Annotated in this window: 22 protein-coding genes; 11 read left to right on the top strand and 11 right to left on the bottom strand. The window is 66.5% G+C overall.

Annotation, left to right across the window (positions count from 1 at the left end):
- Positions 1 to 10: 10 nt before the first annotated feature.
- Both E5A73_RS12010 and E5A73_RS12015 read right to left on the bottom strand, forming a co-directional pair.
- Positions 11 to 532, bottom strand: a complete 522-nt coding sequence (locus E5A73_RS12010) for a DUF2141 domain-containing protein (protein WP_135964055.1) — start codon at positions 530 to 532, stop codon at positions 11 to 13.
- A complete protein-coding gene (locus E5A73_RS12015) occupies positions 529 to 1,455 on the bottom strand; it encodes a hypothetical protein (protein WP_206366472.1) in 927 nt (308 codons plus the stop codon). The genes E5A73_RS12010 and E5A73_RS12015 overlap by 4 nt, the downstream gene beginning before the upstream one ends.
- A 191-nt stretch (positions 1,456 to 1,646) precedes the next feature.
- Here E5A73_RS12015 and E5A73_RS12020 point away from each other — a divergent pair, with 191 nt between their 5' ends.
- Positions 1,647 to 2,741, top strand: a complete 1,095-nt coding sequence (locus E5A73_RS12020) for a glycosyltransferase (RefSeq protein WP_135964056.1) — start codon at positions 1,647 to 1,649, stop codon at positions 2,739 to 2,741.
- A 3-nt stretch (positions 2,742 to 2,744) separates the two neighbouring features.
- Here E5A73_RS12020 and E5A73_RS12025 read toward each other — a convergent pair whose 3' ends face one another.
- The 8 genes from E5A73_RS12025 to pyrE all read right to left on the bottom strand — a co-directional run bounded on the left by E5A73_RS12025 (position 2,745) and on the right by pyrE (position 9,572).
- A complete protein-coding gene (locus E5A73_RS12025) occupies positions 2,745 to 4,781 on the bottom strand; it encodes a TonB-dependent receptor (RefSeq protein WP_135964057.1) in 2,037 nt (678 codons plus the stop codon).
- A 113-nt stretch (positions 4,782 to 4,894) separates the two neighbouring features.
- Positions 4,895 to 5,512, bottom strand: coding sequence for a maleylacetoacetate isomerase (gene maiA, locus E5A73_RS12030; protein WP_135964058.1), 618 nt, complete (start codon positions 5,510 to 5,512; stop codon positions 4,895 to 4,897).
- Between the two features lie 15 nt (positions 5,513 to 5,527).
- Positions 5,528 to 6,697, bottom strand: a complete 1,170-nt coding sequence (locus E5A73_RS12035) for an AI-2E family transporter (protein ID WP_135964059.1) — start codon at positions 6,695 to 6,697, stop codon at positions 5,528 to 5,530.
- Positions 6,694 to 7,569, bottom strand: coding sequence for a signal peptidase I (gene lepB / locus E5A73_RS12040; protein ID WP_135964240.1), 876 nt, complete (start codon positions 7,567 to 7,569; stop codon positions 6,694 to 6,696). Before lepB ends, E5A73_RS12035 begins: the two co-directional genes overlap by 4 nt.
- Positions 7,570 to 7,574: 5 nt before the next feature.
- Positions 7,575 to 7,988 carry a holo-ACP synthase gene (acpS, locus tag E5A73_RS12045; RefSeq protein ID WP_135964060.1) on the bottom strand — a complete coding sequence of 138 codons (414 nt, stop codon included), beginning with the start codon at positions 7,986 to 7,988 and terminating at the stop codon, positions 7,575 to 7,577.
- Positions 7,985 to 8,269 (bottom strand): hypothetical protein, encoded by a 285-nt coding sequence (locus E5A73_RS12050; protein ID WP_135964061.1) that lies wholly within the window; start codon positions 8,267 to 8,269, stop codon positions 7,985 to 7,987. Before E5A73_RS12050 ends, acpS begins: the two co-directional genes overlap by 4 nt.
- Entirely contained in the window at positions 8,266 to 8,991 is a 726-nt protein-coding gene (locus E5A73_RS12055; RefSeq protein WP_135964062.1) for a pyridoxine 5'-phosphate synthase, read from the bottom strand. Before E5A73_RS12055 ends, E5A73_RS12050 begins: the two co-directional genes overlap by 4 nt.
- Positions 8,988 to 9,572 (bottom strand): orotate phosphoribosyltransferase, encoded by a 585-nt coding sequence (pyrE, locus tag E5A73_RS12060; RefSeq protein WP_135964241.1) that lies wholly within the window; start codon positions 9,570 to 9,572, stop codon positions 8,988 to 8,990. The genes E5A73_RS12055 and pyrE overlap by 4 nt, the downstream gene beginning before the upstream one ends.
- Positions 9,573 to 9,743: 171 nt before the next feature.
- On the opposite strand from pyrE, the gene coxB reads away from it, so the two are divergent.
- The 10 genes from coxB to E5A73_RS12105 all read left to right on the top strand — a co-directional run bounded on the left by coxB (position 9,744) and on the right by E5A73_RS12105 (position 18,702).
- Positions 9,744 to 10,880, top strand: coding sequence for a cytochrome c oxidase subunit II (gene coxB, locus E5A73_RS12065; RefSeq protein ID WP_135964063.1), 1,137 nt, complete (start codon positions 9,744 to 9,746; stop codon positions 10,878 to 10,880).
- Positions 10,881 to 10,884: 4 nt separating this feature from the next.
- A complete protein-coding gene (gene ctaD, locus E5A73_RS12070) occupies positions 10,885 to 12,558 on the top strand; it encodes a cytochrome c oxidase subunit I (RefSeq protein ID WP_135964064.1) in 1,674 nt (557 codons plus the stop codon).
- Positions 12,559 to 12,697: 139 nt separating this feature from the next.
- Positions 12,698 to 12,985 (top strand): hypothetical protein, encoded by a 288-nt coding sequence (locus tag E5A73_RS12075; protein ID WP_240700150.1) that lies wholly within the window; start codon positions 12,698 to 12,700, stop codon positions 12,983 to 12,985.
- A gap of 51 nt (positions 12,986 to 13,036) precedes the next feature.
- Positions 13,037 to 13,939 (top strand): heme o synthase, encoded by a 903-nt coding sequence (locus E5A73_RS12080; protein WP_135964065.1) that lies wholly within the window; start codon positions 13,037 to 13,039, stop codon positions 13,937 to 13,939.
- The gene (locus E5A73_RS21390) at positions 13,936 to 14,076 is read left to right on the top strand and encodes a hypothetical protein (protein WP_168355919.1); all 141 of its coding nucleotides are present in this window, start codon (positions 13,936 to 13,938) and stop codon (positions 14,074 to 14,076) included. Before E5A73_RS12080 ends, E5A73_RS21390 begins: the two co-directional genes overlap by 4 nt.
- On the top strand, positions 14,073 to 14,606 hold the full coding sequence (locus tag E5A73_RS12085; RefSeq protein ID WP_135964066.1) for a cytochrome c oxidase assembly protein: 534 nt from the start codon (positions 14,073 to 14,075) through the stop codon (positions 14,604 to 14,606). Before E5A73_RS21390 ends, E5A73_RS12085 begins: the two co-directional genes overlap by 4 nt.
- A gap of 34 nt (positions 14,607 to 14,640) precedes the next feature.
- The gene (locus E5A73_RS12090) at positions 14,641 to 15,525 is read left to right on the top strand and encodes a cytochrome c oxidase subunit 3 (protein WP_135964067.1); all 885 of its coding nucleotides are present in this window, start codon (positions 14,641 to 14,643) and stop codon (positions 15,523 to 15,525) included.
- 106 nt (positions 15,526 to 15,631) lie between these two features.
- Positions 15,632 to 16,276, top strand: a complete 645-nt coding sequence (locus tag E5A73_RS12095) for an SURF1 family cytochrome oxidase biogenesis protein (protein WP_338112866.1) — start codon at positions 15,632 to 15,634, stop codon at positions 16,274 to 16,276.
- Between the two features lie 116 nt (positions 16,277 to 16,392).
- Positions 16,393 to 17,784: a threonine synthase gene (gene thrC, locus E5A73_RS12100; RefSeq protein WP_135964069.1), complete on the top strand. Its 1,392-nt coding sequence runs from the start codon at positions 16,393 to 16,395 to the stop codon at positions 17,782 to 17,784.
- Between the two features lie 48 nt (positions 17,785 to 17,832).
- Positions 17,833 to 18,702, top strand: coding sequence for a class I SAM-dependent methyltransferase (locus E5A73_RS12105; RefSeq protein WP_135964070.1), 870 nt, complete (start codon positions 17,833 to 17,835; stop codon positions 18,700 to 18,702).
- Positions 18,703 to 18,706: 4 nt separating this feature from the next.
- Here E5A73_RS12105 and E5A73_RS12110 read toward each other — a convergent pair whose 3' ends face one another.
- The gene (locus E5A73_RS12110) at positions 18,707 to 19,378 is read right to left on the bottom strand and encodes a hypothetical protein (RefSeq protein ID WP_135964071.1); all 672 of its coding nucleotides are present in this window, start codon (positions 19,376 to 19,378) and stop codon (positions 18,707 to 18,709) included.
- Between the last annotated feature and the right edge of the window lie 13 nt (positions 19,379 to 19,391).

Here is a 19,391-nt window from a genome sequence, read left to right on the forward strand (position 1 = left end):
GATCGCCTCCTCAGTCGAGCGGGCCGAAGCCGCCGAGACCCTTCAGATATTGCGCCCGTACGGTGATCTGGCCGCCACTGGCCGCCACGTTGACCAGCGCCTGGCGGACCTTGGGACGGCTGCGCCCGAGTCGCTGGTTGCTCGGAAAGCCCGCGCCGTCCTGCCAGAAGTTGAACTTGTTCTTGCCGTCGCGGTCATGGGTGAACAGCAATGCCCATTGCCCGGCGCTCGGTGCGCGGATGCACAAAGTGACCGGGCCGGAAGCGGGCATCGTCGCCCAGACGCGTCGAAACGGCTTTCCCTCGCGCACCAGCGAGCGATCGTCCTTCAGAAAATCGGCTTCGTTCGCCGGGTAGAGTTCGAGCTTGAGCCGGCCGGTGCGATCCTTGAGCCCCGTCACGTTCACCTGGACGCGCGGGCCGCCGGGCAACGCACAGGATCCGTCGACCGGGTCGGCAGCAGCGGGGGCTGCAGCGAACGCCAGCACCGCGGCACCTATTGCGGCGACAGCCGGGGTGAAGGTGCGAATCATTGAGACTTCCTCGAAAGCAGCGAATGGAGGCTGAAGCCCGCGATCAGCGCCACATGGACCAGCAGGCTGAGTGCGGCGATCAGCGCCATCAGGTCCGACAGCGCCGCGCCCTGACCGATCAGCATGATCGCGAACGTGGCGAAGACCAGTTCCTTGTTGGGCACCAGCGGCAGGCGCCAGGCGAGCAGCCGCGCCGCCGCGAGGAACAGCCACACCATCAGCGACACCTGCGGCATCGCCGCGTGCCAGGCGAGCGCGATAAAGAACGATCCCAGCACCAGCCGCGTGCAGTGGATGCCGAAGATCCACCACAATGTCGGACGCGGAAGCGAGAACACCCGGCGCGAGAAGATCAGGAAAGGAAGCGAGGTGGCGATGATCAACCCGAGCGAACCGAGCACCAGCTTCTGCTGGATCGCGGTGAGCAGGTCGATCCCGAAAGGCAGCGCCAGGGTGATGCCCAGAAAAGTGATGCCGTTGCCGGCGATCGCCGAAAGGATCGTCACGTCCTTCACTGCGCCGAACGGCGCCGCGACCATCTGCGTGCGCTGGCGTGCCCAGGCATAGAAATAGGCCTCGCCCGAATAACCGAGCAGCACCTCGTTCGAGATCCGCTTCTTGTGAAGCGCCGCCATGCCGTCGAGCGGGATCCCCCACAGGCGGCGGAAGATGATGTAATCGAAGGTCGGCGGCCCGAGATAGTAAAGCGCGAAGGCCAGGTAGAAGAGGGGGTTGGTCGGCACGCTGCGCGAAAGCGCGACCAGCCCCGATCCGAACAATTCGTGCGCGAGCGCGCCGATCATCAGCAGCGTCAGCGCGCCGCCCAGCAGCATCGGCCAGCGGCGCCGGATCTTCTCGACGGGTTCGAGCCCGGCAAGGTCGGGCGCGCTCGCCAACGGGGCTTCGACAGCGCTGGTGTTCACCGAAGCCTCCACTGCTGATTTGTTCACTGGGTTGGTTTCCGCTGCAGACACGTAAAAACAAATATCACTTTGTTTCCGCGTCTTGCATCACCTCCCCGAAATGGGCGCAGTGCGGAGATGGCGGACTGACAGCAGAATGCGGTTTATTGCCGAGTGGATTTGGGCCTAAGGATGGCAAACCGCAAGGGCCGATGTTGCAGCGCACTGATACCCGAACCGCCCAGCACATCCTCAGCTACGCCCAGACGATGCGTGGCGGCGGAGTCGAGCGGGCGCTGTTGCGCATGGCCGAGGGCTGGCTGCGCGCCGGCCGCCGCGTGACTCTCGTGGTCGGCAGCGATGAAGGGCCACTCGCCGCGGAGATCCCCCAAGGGGTCGACCTGGTCTCCCTCGGCGATGCGCGCTATTCGGCGCTGTTCGCGCTCGCCGGGCATGTCCGCAGGGTGGTGCCGGACCTGATCTTCTGCCCGGGCAATCACTATAGCGGCGTCGCCGCGTTGACTCGGTTGCGCCTGGGGCGCGAGTCGCCGGCGATCGTCGCCAAGGTGTCCAACGCGCTGGTCCGGCCCGAGCAAAGCGGCTTGGAGGCCTGGGCCTATCGCCGGTGGCTCCGGCTTCACCCGCATTTCGTCGATCATGTCGTCGCGATGACTCCGGCGATGGCGGCGGAGGCGGTGGCCGAGATGGGCCTCGCGCCCGAACGCGTCAGCATAATTGCCAACCCGCCGGCCTTGCCGCGTCCCGACGCGGCGCCGGTAGCGCTTCCCGCGAGGCGCTATATCGTCGGCCTGGGACGGCTCGAGCCGCAGAAGCGCTGGGACCGGCTGATCGACGCTATGGTGCGGATCGGCGATCGCGAAGTCCATTTGCTGATCCTCGGCGAAGGCAGCTTGCGCGGCGAACTGGAGGCACAAGTGGCCGCGCTCGGCCTGTCGGCGCGCGTGTCGATGCCTGGCCACGCCGGCGATCCGTTGCCCGCGCTGGAAGGTGCGGCGGTGGCGGTGCTGACTTCGGACTATGAAGGCGTTCCCGGCGTGCTGTGCGAGGCGCTTTCGGTGGGGACGCCGGTGGTATCGACCGAATCGAGCGTCGCGGTGCGCGAGATCGTGGCGGGGCCGGAGCTGGGGACCGTCGTCGCGCGCGACGACGCCGGGGCGCTGATCGCAGCGCTCGATCACTGGCTTGGCCCCGCTGCGATCCGCCCTGCTCCGATCATCGCGCAGGGCGATCCGATCTCCGACTATCTTGCGCTGTTCGACCGGCTGGTCTCCCTGCCGCACCCCTGAGCATCAGCGCAGCCGGTAGCGCAGCCCCAGCCAAAAAGTGCGCGGCGTCGCCCGTTCGACCACGCCGGGGCCGCTGATCCCGGCCTCGACTCGCGCATCGGCGAGGTTCTCGGCGCGCGCCTCGATGCTCAGGTTCTGCGTCATCGGAAGCGCCGCCACGGCGTCGAAGGTGAGCGCGTCCGCCAGCTCGCGGCTGTTCTGATCGTCTTCGAATTGCGGCGAGGCATAGCGTGCGGTGAGCGACGCCCCCAGATCGCCGCGGCGCCAAGCCAGCGTCGTCGAGGCCTGGTGCGCCGCGGTCTGCGCGGGGCGAAGATCGTCCAGCCCGGCAGCGATGCCGGAGGCGTGGACGCGCGAATCAACGAAGGCGTAGGACGCCGCCACGCTGAACGGCCCGCTCGCGAACCTGCCGTCCAGCTCGACTCCGCGCGCCTCGACTGCGTCGAGATTCTGGCGCTGGCGATAGACTCCCGCGGCCGAGACGAAGCCGACTCCGGGGAAGGTGCCGGGGCCGCTGGCCAGCGTAACATTGGCGATCGCCCCGTCGAGGCGGTTCCAATAGCCGGTGGCGCGGAGCGTCAGCTGTGCGGCGGGGCGCCAGTCGAGCCCGAGCTCGGCGCCGGTCAACCGTTCCGGATCGAGCACGGCATTGGCCGCCGTCGCATCGGCGCCGACGCGGAACGGGCGATAGAGTTCGTTGAGGGTCGGCAGTCGCCAGCCGCGATATCCCGCGGCTCGGAACGTTACCGCGCCGGTGGCGAGCGCAGCGCCGACGCGTCCGGTCGCCTCGGTGCCGCTGCGATCCGGGAAGGCGAGATTGGTGAGTGCGGCACCCCCGGCAAGCGGGCGTTCGACCAGCGAGCCGTTGGTGATCGTCCAATGATCCAGCCGTCCGCCGGCGTTGAGCGTCAGCGCTCCGGCCTCGTAGCTCGCATCGGCGAACCCGCCGAACGTGGTGCTTTCGCCGCCTCCCACGCGCCGTCGCGTCGGCGCGCCTGCGACGAAGGTGTATCGCTCCTGCGTTCGCCCCGACACCCGCCGGACATCGCTGCCCAGCCGCAGCGTGATGCCTCCGCCGATTGGCGGGGCGATCTCGATCCGCCCGCCCACGCCGGTGGCGGGAACATTATACTGGTCGAGCGTCGGCGATGCCGCGGTCCGCGCATCATCGACGCTGGCGAAGCCGCTCGCGAACTGGCGCGTCTGCAGATAAGCCAGCGCCGACCAGCCCCAGTCGCCGCGTTTGACCAGCCGGATGCTCGCATCGGCGCCGTCACTGGCGACGCGCGTAAAGTCGACGCCGCGATCACGCCGGTCGGTGAAGCCCGACAAATTGGCCTGGAGCTCGGTGCCGCCGCCGATATCGACGACGCCGCGCAGCGCCAAGCTGGCTTGCTCATAGGGCGCGGCGCGATCGGCGGGGCCGCGATCTTCTTCGACCACGGGGATGAGGCCATCGCCGCGGGCATATTGGCCGGCGAGCGTGACGAAGCCGCCGCCGAGCGTGGCCGAAGCGAGGGCAGTGGCGTCGACGCTGTCGCGGCTGCCATAGGCAGTGCGCAGCTGGAGCGTGCCGAGATCGGTCGGCGAGCCGCTGATCAGGTCGATGGTGCCGGCAAGCGCGCCGGGTCCCGCATATCCGCTACCGCCGCCGCGGGTGATGCGGATCGCGGCAAGACGCTCGGGCAGATAAGCGGGGAAGGCCACCCAGCCGCCGAACGGATCGGTCTGCGGTACGCCGTCGAGCGTGACCAATGCGCGGCTCGATGCGTTACCGCCCAGACCGCGCAAGGTAACGCCCTGGCTGGTCGGATGCGCCGAGCGCGAATCCGAGCGGCGAAACTGGGCCACGCCCGCCGCGTCGCGCAGAACGTCCTCGAGACGGTTGCTGGCGGTGCTGGTCAGCCGTTCGCGGTCGATCGTAACGACATCGTACGCCGCCTCGCCCGGCGGCGCGTCGAGCCCGCGGCCGGTGATGACGATTTCCGGCGGTTCGCTCTGCGCGAGCGCGGGAGAAGCGCTTCCGAAAAGGATCGTCACCCCCGCGAAAGCGGGGGCCCATCTCCGGGAGAAGGTACGCGTCGAAACTGCGGTGATATGACTGGCCCTTGCACGAGATGGGGCCCCGCTTTCGCGGGGGTGACGAGAAGAATTCACGGCGCCACGCGATCCGGATGTGCCGCGGCGAATGCCTCGATCGCCTGCGCGGCCGCATCGGCGCGGACCAGTTTTGGATACGCCTCCAGCGCCACGCCGAAGCGGCGCGCATTGAACATCTGGGGAACGAGGAAGATGTCGGCCACGTTCGGCGAATCGCCGCCGAGCAACGGTCCGTCCCCCGCCATCGCTTCGAGCGCGGCGAACCCCTCGGCGATCCAGTGGCGGCTCCATTCGTCGCGGGCGTCGTCGTCGACTCCCATCGCCTTGAGTCGGCGCATCACGCGCAGATTGTTGAGCGGGTGGGTGTCTGCGGCGATCACCAGCGCGCGGGCCAGCGCGGCGGCGCGGGCATCGGGATCGGCGGGAATCAGCCGCGGCTCGGGATATTTCGCATCGAGCCAGTCGATGATCGCGAGGCTCTGCGTCAGCACCTTGCCATCCACTTCGAGCGCGGGGACGAAGCCCTGCGGGTTCAGCGCGAGATGCTCGGGGCTGCGCTGCTGATTCTCGAGCAGCATCACGTCGTGCCGCTGGTAGGCGACACTTTTCAGGTTGAGCGCGATGCGGACGCGAAATGCCGCGGACGAGCGGAAATAATCGTGGAGCAGCATGGCATTCCCCTTGGTTCAGCCCACCGAGGGTTGCCCCGGCGGTTCCGCGATCGTCGCCGTGCCGGCTACGGTATCGCGGTGGCGGATGCGCCAGTGAAAGCCGCGCGGCGCATTTTCGCGCGCCTTGGCACCGCGCTCGGCCTCGCTTTCCAGCGCGACCTTGATCATTGCGACGATCGGATCGGCAAGCGCCAGTCCCATCACGCCGAACAAGGTGCTGGCGAGGATCTGTGCCGAGAGCGTCAGCGCCGGCGGCAAATCGACGGTGCGCTTGGCCACCAATGGGATCAGTACATAGCCGTCGAAGGTCTGCACCCCGAAATAGATCGCGATCGCCCAAAGGCCTTGGTCCTGGCCGGCGCTGAAGCCGACCGAGACCATCAGCACGCCGCTGACGAACGCGCCGATATTGGGAATGAAGGCGAGGATGCCGGTGATGATGCCGAGCAGCAGCGCCATCGGCACTCCGGCGAACCACAGCAGGATGAAGGTCAGCATGCCTTCGAACAGCATGCCGAGCAGGCGGCCGGCGAGCAGCACGCGGAGCATCCGCGCCATGCGGGCGATCGTCACCGAGAAATCGTCGCGCGCGGCGATCGGTACCATCCATTGCAGCCCGCGCTCGTAGATCCGCGGATCCATCGCGACGAACAGCCCGATCGACATCACCATCAGCAGGCTCGCGCCGGCGCCGAGCACCGATCCGACCGCAGAGGTGAGCCGGCCGATCGAACCCAGCGCCTGCTGCGCCATGCCGGTCAAATCGGCGCGGCCAGGCATCAGGCCGAGGCTCGAGATCCAGGCGACGACGCGGTTGCCCTGGACTTCGAGCGTCGTGCGCAGCTGTTCCGCCTGCAGCGCGATCTGGACGCCGGTCAGATAGAAGACGCTGCCGATGAAGGCGATGACGAACAATACGACGAGCAGCAGCCGCAGCCCGCGCGGGATCGGCAGCACCCGACCGAGCAGCCGCACGCCGCCGTCGAGCATCGACGCGAAGACGAGAGCGCCGAAGATGATGAGCAGCGGCTGGATCAGCAGCACCACCAGCGCCGTACCGATTGCCAGTCCGAACCACACCGACGCGCGCTTGAGTTCGGCGCGCACGATCGGATCGCGCATTTCGTTGGGGCCGGGCTCGTGGACGACCTGGACGCCTTCGCTTTCCGGGGAATCGGCGGTCATCGTGCCTCCTGAGTCGGGTGGAGCGACGTGCCGGCGCGGCCCTTGCGCAGCGAAGCGGGCCAGCTCAGCGGGTTCCAGCTGGCGCTGCCGTCGAGCGAGAAAGTGAGGAATTCGGCGCGGCCGCCGATATTCTCCCACGGCACCGGGCCGCCGAGCCCGTTCTGCGCGACGGTGAAGCGGCTGTCGGCGCTGTTGTCGCGATTGTCGCCCATCAGGAAGACCCGGCCCGCCGAAACGCGCGTCTCGGGATAATTGTCGCCCGGGCTCCAGCCGAGATCGACCGTATCATACGAGCGCCCCTCGGGGAGAGTCTCGCGGAAGATCGGCAGCCGGCATACTGCCTTGCCGTCGGAGAGGCGGACGAGGCTGTCGCGGTAATGATCGGGATCGCAGCGGGTATTGGCGTCGACCGGAATGTCGCGCGTGCCCGCGGCGCGGCGCGGGATGGCCTTGCCGTTGAGATAGACCACGCCCTCACGCACGGCGATGGTGTCGCCGGGCAGCCCGATGACGCGCTTGATATAGTCGGTATCGGTGCCGGGCGGCGTGACGATCACGACGTCGCCGCGCTTGGGCAGGCTGCCGAACAGCCGGCCGGGGATGAACGGCAGCAAGTGAAAGGTCGGCGTGACGAAGCTGTAGCCGTAGGGATATTTGGTGACGACCAGCCGGTCGCCGACCAGCAGCCCGGGCATCATGGATTCGGACGGGATGTAGAAGGGCTTGGCGATCAGGCTGTGGAAGCCGAGCACCGCGAGGATCAGCCAGAAGATGCCGCGCAGTTCGGCCCACCAGTCGGTGCCCCGGCGTGCGCTTTCGTCCCGTTCTTCGAAATCGTCTTCGTGCGTCAACGCCAACTCGTCCGCGGCCATGGCCATCAATCGTCCTTCCCGACCGCGATCGCTTCGATCATCACCATGGCAAAGGCCCAGGGATGATCGTCGGTCAGCGTCAGATGCACCTTCGCGACGTGGCCGTCGGGGGTGAGGGCGTCAAGCCTCGCCTTCGCCCCGCCGGTCAACGCCAGCGTCGGCGCACCCGAAGGGGCGTTGACGACACCGATGTCCTTGAGGAACACGCCGTTCTTGAACCCGGTTCCGACCGCCTTGGAATAAGCTTCCTTGGCAGCGAAGCGCTTGGCGAGGGTCGCGGCGTAATTATGTGGCCGGCGCGCTGCTTTTGCGATCTCGATCTCGGTGAAGGCGCGCTGCTCGAAGCGCGCGCCGAAGCGGTCGAGCGAGTTCTGGATCCGCTCGATGTTGCAGAGGTCCGAGCCGATGCCGAGGATCATCCGGGCAGCGCCATCAAAAAGAGGTCGCCAGCGAAACTCAACGGCGGCGCTGCCACCAGCATGGCCCAACTCCACCGGGTTCCTCGTAGATGCAAGACGAGCGCTACGCTGACGAGGACCGCGGCAATAATGACGCGAGGCGACACTTCGTGGAGCATGAACCAGCCAATATCGAGCCCACCGATCTTACTCAGCGCCCTGGTTAATGGGAACATGCAGATGAACATCGACGTAACGGTCGCGCCAACGAGCGCGAATCCGAAGGCAGCGCCCAGCTTCAACGCGCCGAATCCATCAGCGCGCGCATTCGCTGGACCACCGGGACGAGCCCGTCGAAGATCGCCTCCCCGATCAGGAAATGGCCGATGTTGAGTTCCATCACTTGCGGGATCGCTGCGATCGGCACGACATTGTCGAAGGTCAGCCCATGCCCGGCATGCGGCTCGAGCCCTGCCTTGACCGCAAGCGCGGCGGCGTCGGCGATGCGGCGGAGTTCGTCGGCGCGCGCGTCCTCGGCGAGTTCGCAATAGCGGCCGGTGTGAAGCTCGATCACCGGCGCGCGCAGCCGCAGCGCCGCGTCGATCTGGCGCTCGTCGGGCTCGATGAACAGCGACACGCGGCAGCCCGCATCGAGCAGCCTGGCGACCATCGGCGCGAGATGGTTGTGCTGCCCCGCCGCGTCGAGTCCCCCCTCGGTGGTGCGCTCCTCGCGCTTCTCGGGGACGATGCACACCGCGTGCGGACGATGGCGCAGCGCGATCGCCAGCATCTCGTCGGTCGCCGCCATTTCGAGGTTGAGCGGGATCGTGAGCTCGGCCGAGAGCCGGGCGATGTCGTCGTCGGTGATGTGGCGGCGGTCTTCGCGCAGATGCGCAGTGATGCCGTCGGCGCCGGCCTCCGCGGCGAGCAAAGCCGCACGCACGGGATCGGGATAGCCCGAGCCGCGCGCATTCCGCACGGTCGCGACATGGTCGATATTGAGCCCGAGGCGGAGCTTGGTCATGCCGCCGCGCGGCTTCCGGGCTTGATCGCCGGGATCGCGGCGAGTTCGGGCGGCAGCGCGTCGGGGGCGTAAGCGGGGACGTCGAGTTGCAGCAGCGAGAAGAACGGGATCTCGAATGCCGCCTTGCCGCCGGAGCGATCGACCAGCGAGGCCATCGCGATGACCTGGCCTCCCGCTTGCTCGATCGCCGCGATCGCCTCGCGCGAGGAAAGCCCGGTGGTGACGACATCTTCCATCATCAGCACCTTCTGGCCTGGCTGGAGGCGGAAGCCGCGGCGCAGCTCGAAGGTTCCGCCGGGGCGCTCGACGAACATCGCCTCGACCCCCAGCGCGCGCGCCATTTCATGCCCGGCGATCACCCCGCCCATCGCCGGCGAAACCACCGCGGAAATCCGTGCGCGGAGATCCGCGGGGATCCGCGCGGCAAGCGCTTCGGCCAGCCGGCTGCCGCGCGCCGGGTCCATCAGCACGCGCGCGCACTGGAGATAGCGCGAGCTCCTCAGCCCGGACGAGAGGATGAAATGACCCTCGAGCAGTGCGTCCGCGGCGCGGAACTCCGCCAGAATCTCGTCTCGGGTCAACGCACGCACTCCTTATGCTCCAGGCGGCGCGACTCTTAAGGACGGCACCCCGAGACCGCAACGGCCATGCAAAAAGGGTTGAGAATGGGGTTGAGCCGCGTATAGGCGCTGGCTGGTTCCTTTTCCTTTCTTGCCGACGGCGCAGCCACGCGAACAGGGTGAAAACAGAAGATGCGCATGCTTGGATTGACTTCGATTGTCCTGGCTGCGGGGCTGGCGCTGGGGGCGCCCGTCCACGCCCAGAATAGTACGGCCCCGGCCGCCGACGCGCAGCAGGCCGCGGCTCCGGCCGCAGCGCCGGCGCCGGCGCCTGCCGCCGCGCCGACTCAGGCGGCGGTGGCCGATCCGACGCTCGACGCCGCGGGCAAGCCGCTGCTGACGCCGTCGAAGACGATCGGCCAGCCCCAGGACGGGCTGTACGGGCTGCAGGACCAGGTGACCCCCAATGGCCGCGAGGCGCACTGGTTCCACAATTGGATCCTGGTGCCGCTGATCACGATCATCTCGATCTTCGTGCTCATCCTGCTGATCTGGGTGATCATTCGCTATCGCCGCAGCGCCAACCCGACGCCGTCGCGCACCAGCCACAATACGATCATCGAGATCGTCTGGACGCTGGCGCCGGTGCTGATCCTGATCGCGATCGCCGTTCCTTCGATTCGCCTGCTCGCCGCGCAGTTCAAGCCCGCGCCCGACAATGCCGTGACCTTGAAGGCGATCGGCAACCAGTGGTTCTGGAGCTACGAATATCCCGACCATGGCGACATCAAGCTGACCGCCAACATGCTCAAGGAGCAGACCGAAGTCGCCGCCGGCCAGCGCTATCGCACCGATGCCGATGGTCCGCGCCTGCTCGCGGCCGATACCCGCGTCGTGCTCCCGGTCGGCGTGCCGATCCGCCTCGTCACCACTGCGCAGGACGTGATCCACAGCTGGGCGGTCCCCGCCTTCTGGATCAAGCTCGACGCGGTGCCCGGCCGCCTCAACGAGACCAGTTTCATCATCGAGAAGCCCGGCCTCTATTTCGGGCAATGCTCGGAGCTGTGCGGCGCGCGCCACGCGTACATGCCGATCGCAGTCGAGGCGGTTTCGCCCGAAATATTCGCGCGCTGGGTCGCCTCGAAGGGCGGCAAGATGCCGAGCAAGGGCGCCGCGCCGCAATCGACCACCGCGGCGGGCAACGATGCCACCGACGAAACCAGCAACGCCGCCGAAGCCGGACCGGTCGTAAACGCTACTGCCGCTCCTGCGGTCACCAATGAGCCCGCGACGCAGAATCCGGCGGGCCTCGGACAGACGGGCAATTGAGACCATGACCGACACCGCACTCCACGCGCACGACCACGGCCATGCGCATGATCATCACGATGCCGATCACAAGCCGGGCTTCTTCCAGCGCTGGTTCATGTCCACCAATCACAAGGACATCGGCACGCTCTATCTGATCTTCGCGATCATCGCCGGCATCATCGGCGGCGGGATCTCGGGGCTGATGCGCGCCGAGCTGATGCATCCCGGCATCCAGTATCTGCCGACCTGGCTGAGCTACCTCCACGGCAGCGACGTCAAGTTCGACGACGCACTCCACTTCTGGAACGTGCTGATCACCGCGCACGGGCTGATCATGGTGTTCTTCATGGTAATGCCGGCAATGATCGGCGGGTTCGGCAACTGGTTCGTCCCGATCATGATCGGCGCGCCCGACATGGCGTTCCCGCGGATGAACAACATCTCGTTCTGGCTGCTGATCCCGGCCTTCACTCTGCTGCTCGCCTCGCCGTTCGTCGGCGTCGGCGCGGGTACCGGCTGGACGGTGTACGCGCCGCTCTCGACCTATGGCGAGCCCGGGCCTTCGGTGGACATGGCGATCCTGTCGCTCCATCTCGCGGGCGCCAGCTCGATCCTCGGCGCGATCAACTTCATCACCACGATCTTCAACATGCGCGCGCCGGGCATGACCCTGCACAAGATGCCGCTGTTCGTCTGGTCGGTGCTGATCACTGCCTTCCTGCTGCTGCTGGCGCTGCCGGTGCTCGCCGCGGCGATCACCATGCTGCTCACCGACCGCAATTTCGGCACGGCGTTCTACGATCCCGCTTATGGTGGCGATCCGATCCTGTATCAGCATCTGTTCTGGTTCTTCGGCCACCCCGAAGTCTACATCATGATCCTGCCGGGCTTCGGCATCGTCAGCCAGATCATCGCGACGTTCAGCCGCAAGCCGGTGTTCGGCTATCTCGGCATGGCCTATGCCATGGTCGCGATCGGGCTGGTCGGCTTCGTGGTATGGGCGCACCACATGTTCACCACCGGGCTTTCGGTGACGGTGAAGATGTACTTTACTGCAGCGACGATGGTGATCGCCGTGCCCACCGGCGTGAAGATCTTCTCGTGGATCGCGACGATGTGGGGTGGCTCGCTGAGCTTCAAGACCCCGATGGTCTGGTCGATCGGCTTCATCTTCATGTTCACCGTCGGCGGCGTGACCGGCGTCGTGCTCGCCAATGGCGGCGTCGACGATTACATGCAGGACACCTATTACGTGGTGGCGCATTTCCACTATGTGCTCAGCCTCGGCGCGGTGTTCTCGCTGTTTGCGGGTTTCTATTACTGGTTCCCGAAAATCAGCGGCAAGATGTACAACGAGCTGCTTGGCCATCTGCACTTCTGGGTGTTCTTCATCGGCGTGAACGTGATGTTCTTCCCGATGCATTTCCTCGGCCTGCAGGGCATGCCACGCCGCTATCCGGACTATCCCGATGCCTATGCGCATTGGAACCAGGTCGCGACCTATGGCTATATGATCATGTTCGCCGGCGTGGTGATCTTCTTCGTCAACATCGCCTGGTCGCTGTTCGCGGGCAAGAAGGCGGGCGACAATCCGTGGGGCGAAGGCGCGACGACGCTCGAATGGACGCTGTCGAGCCCGCCGCCGTTCCACCAGTTCGAGACGCTGCCGATCATCGACGGCGGCGACCGCCACTAAGTATTTGCAGTAAAGATGGAAAAAGCGCCCCGGAGGAAACTCCGGGGCGTTTTTCGTTGGGCATTCGCGGGCCCGAGCGCCACACTGGCTCGTTGAGGATGCGCGCGGTTTCGTTCGCTGCGCGTGTGAAGGGGCGACTATGTACAAATGGGCATATGGCGGCTGGGCCAGCGCAGGGATCGACGCCTGGACTTTGGGCATGGAAGCGTCCGCGGTGATCGGCCTGCGTACTGCCCGGATGGCGACCGGCGGCGTCGATGTGGCCGAAGAGACTCGGCTGATGGTCTCCGAAAAGATGCAGGCCGCGCTCGAGCTTCAGGCGGCGCTGGTCAGCGGTCGGCTGGGCAGCGATCCGCTGGCCGGCACCCGCAAGGTGCTGCGCCACTATAGCCGCAAGGTGAAGGCCAACCGCGCGCGGCTCGGCTGACACGCTGCCCCTTTCGCCTTGGCCAACCGCGGCTTATAGCCCCCACGAGTCATGACCACCACCGCAGCCCCGATCACGCTTCCCGCCGAGTGGCGCGACTTCCTTGCGCTCACCAAGCCGCGGGTGATGACGCTCGTCGTATTCACCGGGCTGTGCGGGATGCTCGCGGCGCCGGCGCCGATCCATCCGATCCTCGGCTTCACTGCGATCCTGTGCATCGCGCTCGGTGCGGGCGCGGCGGGGGCGCTCAACCAATGGTATGAGGCCGATCTCGACGCGAAGATGAAGCGCACGCAGCAGCGCCCCTTGCCCGCCGGGCGGATGGACCGCCAGTCGGCGCTGCATTTCGGCGTGGGGCTCGCCTGTTTCAGCCTGGCGCTGATGTATTTCGCGATTAACCTGACCGCGACTTTGATCCTCGCGGTCTCGATCCTGTTCTATGTCTTCGTCTATACGATCTGGCTCAAGCGGCGGACGCCGCAGAACATCGTCATCGGCGGTGCCGCCGGCGCCTTTCCACCGCTGATCGGCTGGGCGGCGGCGACCGGCGACGTCGCGTTGCTGCCGGTCCTGCTGTTCGCCCTGATCTTCCTGTGGACCCCGCCGCATTTCTGGGCGCTCGCGATGTTCGTGAAGACCGATTACGCCAATGCCGGGGTGCCGATGCTGCCGGTGGTGGCCGGCGAGCGCAGCACCCGCACCCAGATCGGGCTCTATACGCTGCCGATGGTCGCCGCAGCGATCGCGCCCTGGCCGCTCGGGCTGGCCGGCGCGATCTATGGCTGGAGCGCCGTGCTGCTCAACGCGATCTTCCTCGCTTATGCCGCGCAGGTCGCGACGCGCCGCTCCGCGCCCGACGACACGATGCTTCCGGAGAGGCGGCTGTTCAAATATTCGATTCTCTATCTTTTCCTGATGTTCGGCGCGCTCGTCGTCGATAGGTGGTTTGCATGAACGATTTCGACCAGACCCAGTTGATCCGCGCCCGCCAGCGTTCGCGCGCGCGGATCATGGGGCTGCTGCTCGCCGCCTTCGTGATCCTGATCTTCGCGATCTCGATCGTGAAGATCCAGATCGGCCATTCGGGATGAACCGCAATCTGCGCACGGCGCTGCTGGCGGGGCTGGGCGTCTGCACGATGACCGGCGTCGGCTTTGCCAGCGTGCCGCTCTACCGGATGTTTTGCGAAGTCACCGGGCTCAACGGCACCACCCAGCGCGGGCTGCGCGCGCCGGGCACCACCGGGGAAAAGATCACCGTCGCGTTCGACAGCAATGTCAGCCCCAAGCTGCCCTGGAAGTTCGCGCCCGAGCGCCGCGCCGACACGATCGACGTGGGCGGGCGCGACATGGCGTTCTTCAAGGCGAAGAACCTGTCGGACAAGCCCATCACCGGTTCGGCGACGTTCAACGTCACCCCTTCCGCAGCGGGCAAATATTTCACCAAGATCCAGTGCTTCTGCTTCACCCAGCAGACGCTCCAGCCGGGGGAGGAAGTCCGCATGCCGGTGATCTTCTATGTCGACCCGGCAATCCAGAACGACCCCGATGCGAAGGACATCCGCGAGATCACGCTGTCCTACACATTTTACCCGGTGGATTCCGGCAAGACTGCAAGCTAGAGACGCCCCAAACCTAAGAAACAGGGACGAGCCGATGGCGGGTGCCAAGAACCATCAATATCACATCCTTCCGCCGAGCATCTGGCCGTTGTTCGGCGCGATGGCGGCTTTGGTGCTCGCCGCGGGCGGCATCATGTGGATGCACACCATGCCAGCGGCGAACCTGGTGTTCTTCGCCGGCGTCGCGGGCATCCTGATCACCTTCTTCGGCTGGTGGTCGGACGTGATCAAGGAGGCGCATGCCGGCGATCACACCCCGATCGTCCAGCTCCATCTGCGCTACGGGATGATCCTGTTCATCGCTTCCGAAGTGATGTTCTTCGTCGGCTGGTTCTGGGCGTGGTTCGATTTCTCGCTGTTCCCCTCGACAGTCGAGGCAGTCGGCGGGACATGGCCGCCCAAGGGCATGGAAGTGTTCGATGCGTTCAAGCTGCCTTTGCTCAACACGCTGATCCTGCTCTGCTCGGGCTGCACCGTCACCTGGGCGCATCACGGCCTGCTCCACAACGAGCGCGGCGGCGCGATGAAAGGCCTGTGGGGGCTGATCGGCGTGGGCGAGAATGATTCGGTGAAGAAGGGTCTCTGGCTCACCGTGATCCTCGGCATCAGCTTCACGGCGCTGCAGGCGCTCGAATACAGCGAAGCGCCGTTCCCGTTCAAGGCGGCGAGCGAGCATGGCAGCAGCTATGGCGGCGCCTTCTTCATGGCGACCGGCTTCCACGGTTTCCACGTGCTGGTCGGCACGATCTTCCTGATCGTCAACCTCGTGCGGGTCTACAAGGGCCACTTCACCCCGCGCCAGCATTTCGGTTTCGAAGCCGCTGCCTGGTATTGGCACTTCGTCGACGTGGTGTGGCTGTTCCTCTTCGCTTCGATCTATGTCTGGGGCGGCTGGGGCGCAGCCGTTCACGCCGGCTGATTTGGCCGACGAAGCGAACCGCGTTCAGGGGGGAGGCAACACTGCGTTGCCTCCCCTTGTTGATTCGAGGGGGCGGGGACGCATTCCGCTGATCCCGACAATCATCGTGACGCTCGCCGTCGCCGCGATGATCGGGTTGGGGCTGTGGCAGCTGATGATCCGCCGGCCGCAAAAGCTGGCCGCGATCGAGCAGCTCGCCAGTAACCCGGGTCGGCCCGAAATCGCCTTTCCGCGGTTTCCCGACGACCGGTTGCTGTTCCGCAAGGCGCGCGGCTTCTGCGTGCAGCCGGTGTCGAGCCGGCTGACCGGTGCGGGGAGCGCTGGTTTTCGCTTCATCGTCGAATGCCGCACCGGTGGCGCCGAAGGCCCGGGGATGCTCGTCCAGCTCGGCACGACACGCGATCCGCTGGCCAAGTCGGTGTGGAAGGGCGGGGCGGTGCGCGGCACGATCAGCCACGCGCCCGACGGCCGCTCGATGCTCGCGTCGCTGTTCGATCGCACGCCGAAGCGGCTGCTGCTAGTGGCCGACACGCCGGCGCCGGGGCTCGCGCCCAATGCCGCGCCGGACCTGTCGTCTGTGCCGAACAACCACCTGGCGTACGGCGTGCAATGGTTCCTGTTCGCGCTGGTGGCGAGCGTGATCTACGTACTCGCGTTGCGCTGGCGAGGGCGGAAGCCTTCTCCCCTCCCTGAAAGGGAGGGGTCGGGGGTGGGTGCGAGCGCCAGCGAGCCTCCAGCGCCAGCGGCGTAAAGCGAAGCGCCGGGCATCGAGCCCGACGCTGCGCTACCTACCCCCAGCCCCTCCCTTTCAGGGAGGGGAGTTTTGCTTGGGTTGCTCCCCTCGGGTCGCCCCGCTAACCCCCGCGCATGCGCTATCAAAGCACCCGAGGCGCCGCGCCCCTGCTCGGCTTTCGCGACGTCACGCTCGCCGGACTGGCGAGCGACGGCGGGCTCTACGTCCCCGAGACCTGGCCGAGCCTGACCCGCGACGAGATCGCGGCGCTCGCCGGCCTGTCCTATGTCGAGACCGCGGTACGGGTGATGCTGCCCTTCGTCAGCCCCGACCTTTCCGAGGACGAACTGCGCGAACTGTGCACCGAGGCCTATGGCCGCTTCTCGCACGCCGCGGTGACGCCGCTGGTCCAGCTCGACCACCAGCATTGGCTGCTTGAATTGTTCCACGGCCCGACGCTCGCCTTCAAGGACGTCGCGCTGCAGTTGCTCGGGCTGCTGTTCGAGAAGTTCCTGATCGGCGGATCGACGCATCTCACCATCGTCGGCGCGACTTCGGGCGACACCGGCAGTGCGGCGATCGACGCGGTTGCCGGGCGGATCGGCGTCGACATCTTCATGCTCCACCCCAAGGGCCGCGTCTCCGAAGTCCAGCGCCGCCAGATGACCACGGTGCTCGCGCCCAACGTCCACAATATCGCGATCGAGGGCAGCTTCGACGATGCCCAGGCGCTGGTGAAGGCGATGTTCAACGACGCGGATTTCTCGGGGCGCTTCCAGGTGACTGCGGTGAACTCGATCAACTGGGCGCGGCTGATGGCGCAGGTGGTCTATTATTTCTACGCCGCGGTGCGGCTCGGCGCGCCGGACAAGCCGGTCGCCTTTTCGGTGCCCACCGGCAATTTCGGCGACGTGTTCGCCGGCTATGTCGCGGCGAAGATGGGGCTGCCCATCGCCAGGCTGGTCGTCGCGACCAACGTCAACGACATCCTCCACCGCGCTTTGTCGACAGGCGATTATTCGACCGGAACGGTGACCCCCACCGCCGCGCCGTCGATGGACATTCAGGTCAGCTCGAACTTCGAGCGGCTGCTCGCCGATCTGGCCGGCGCGCCGATCGGCGATCAGATGCGCGGCTTCGAAGGGAGCCGTGCGATGCAGCTCACCAACGCCCAGCGCGACGGCGCGGCCGCGCTGTTCGCCAGCGACCGGATCGATTCGGACGCGATGAACGCCGCGATGCGATGGGCCTATACCGAAGCAGGCCAGGTGCTCGACCCGCACAGCGCGATCGGCCTCGCCGCCGCCCGGCGTGCCGGTTTGCCCGCGGAGGTGCCGGTGGTCACGCTCGCCACCGCGCATCCCGCCAAGTTCGCCGAGGCGGTCGAGCGCGCTACTGGACTGCGGCCACCCGTGCCGGCACGAGTCGGGGATCTCCACGAGCGGCAGGAGCGCTATGACGTGCTGCCCGCCACGTTCGAGGCGATCACTGCCTATATCGCCGAGCGCGCGACGCCGCGGCCATAACCTGGGCTCCTGCTTTCGCAGGAGCCCAAGGCTGGATATGGGAGGCCCATGGACCTCATCACTCTCACCGGCGAGCCCTGGGCCGATTACGGGCTGATCGACTCGGGCCATGGCCGCAAGCTCGAGCGCTACGGCCCCTATCGCTTCATCCGCCCCGAGCCCCAGGCGATGTGGGCGCCCGCGTCCGAAGACTGGAACGCGCATGGCGAGTTCCTCCCCGCACCCGACGACGAAGGCGGCGGCCGCTGGCATTTCCACACCCCGACCCCGCGCGAAGGCTGGCAGCTCGCCTGGGAGGAAGTGCGCTTCACGGCGCAGACCACGCCGTTTCGCCATCTCGGCTTCTTCCCCGACATGGCGCCGGTGTGGCACTGGATGCGGGCGCAAATCGCCGACAAGCCCGAAGCCGAATGCATGAACCTGTTCGGCTATACCGGGGTGGGCACGCTGGCGCTGGCGGCGAAGGGCGCGCGGATGACGCATGTCGATGCGTCGAAGAAGTCGGTCGCCGAGGGCAAGGCCAATGCCGCGCTGTCGGGAATGGAGGATTTGCCGATCCGCTGGATGATCGACGATGCCGGCAAGTTCGTCGCGCGCGAAGTGCGGCGCGGGCGGCGCTATGACGGGATCATCCTCGATCCGCCCAAATGGGGGCGCGGGCCCAATGGCGAAGTGTGGAAGCTGGAAGAGGGGCTGCCTGCGCTGATCGCCGATACCCGCAAGCTGCTCGATACCGAGTCGCGCTTCCTGTTCCTGACGGTTTATGCGGTGCGCATGTCGGCGCTGGCGATCGGCGAATTGGTCCGCCAGTCGTTCGGCGATTTGGGCGGCAAGGTCGAGGCCGGCGAGCTGACCGTACGCGAGGAAGCGCGCGGGCTCGAACTGCCGACTGCGATCTTCGCGCGCTGGAGCCGCTGATCGGTCAATTCGTCGTGCGCCCGGCGCGTGCCTGCTCGAAACCTTCTTCCTCTTCACTGCGAAGTGCCTCGGCTTCGGCGAGGTCGAGTTGTTCGGCGTTCAGTGTCTTGCCGACAAAGCTTGCCATTTTGTCGAGCGTCGGCGGTACGCCCTGTACGGCGTCGATCGCCGGCCGAAGCACGACGAGAACGCTGTAGTGATAACCGCGCGTCTCGTCCGACAACAGCATTGGTATGCCGGCACGCACTTCCTCGAAATCAGAATAAAACGAAACGAGCGCGAGGGCGAGGTCGGGTGGCAGCAATCCGACCTTCGATGCGAGCGCCGGGTACAGTACCGGTTCGGGCAAGGTGAGCATTTCGAGGAAATGGCGGTCGAACGCCTCCTCCCCGCGAATGCGGCCGAGGCCATGGTCGTTATATCGGTTGGTCACCAGCCTTGCGATGCGCGCGCATTCGCGGCGGAGCAATGTCATCTCGGCATAGAGCGCCGAGACCGTCGATTGCGCCTCCTCGTGCCGCAGCAACGCGTCGCGGCGGCGGTTGAGCCTGAAATTGTACAACGCGCCGACAATCAACAGCACGAAGCCGAACAGCGAACCAAGCGCGCCCTGCCAGCTCTTCAGTTCACCGTACCAGCTCGCAGCTTCCTGCCCGGTCGAAATGACGATGTGCATCTGCCCCTCCACT

Origin of the sequence: Sphingomonas gei (genome assembly GCF_004792685.1) — a bacterium.
In the GTDB taxonomy this organism is placed as follows: domain Bacteria; phylum Pseudomonadota; class Alphaproteobacteria; order Sphingomonadales; family Sphingomonadaceae; genus Sphingomonas; species Sphingomonas gei.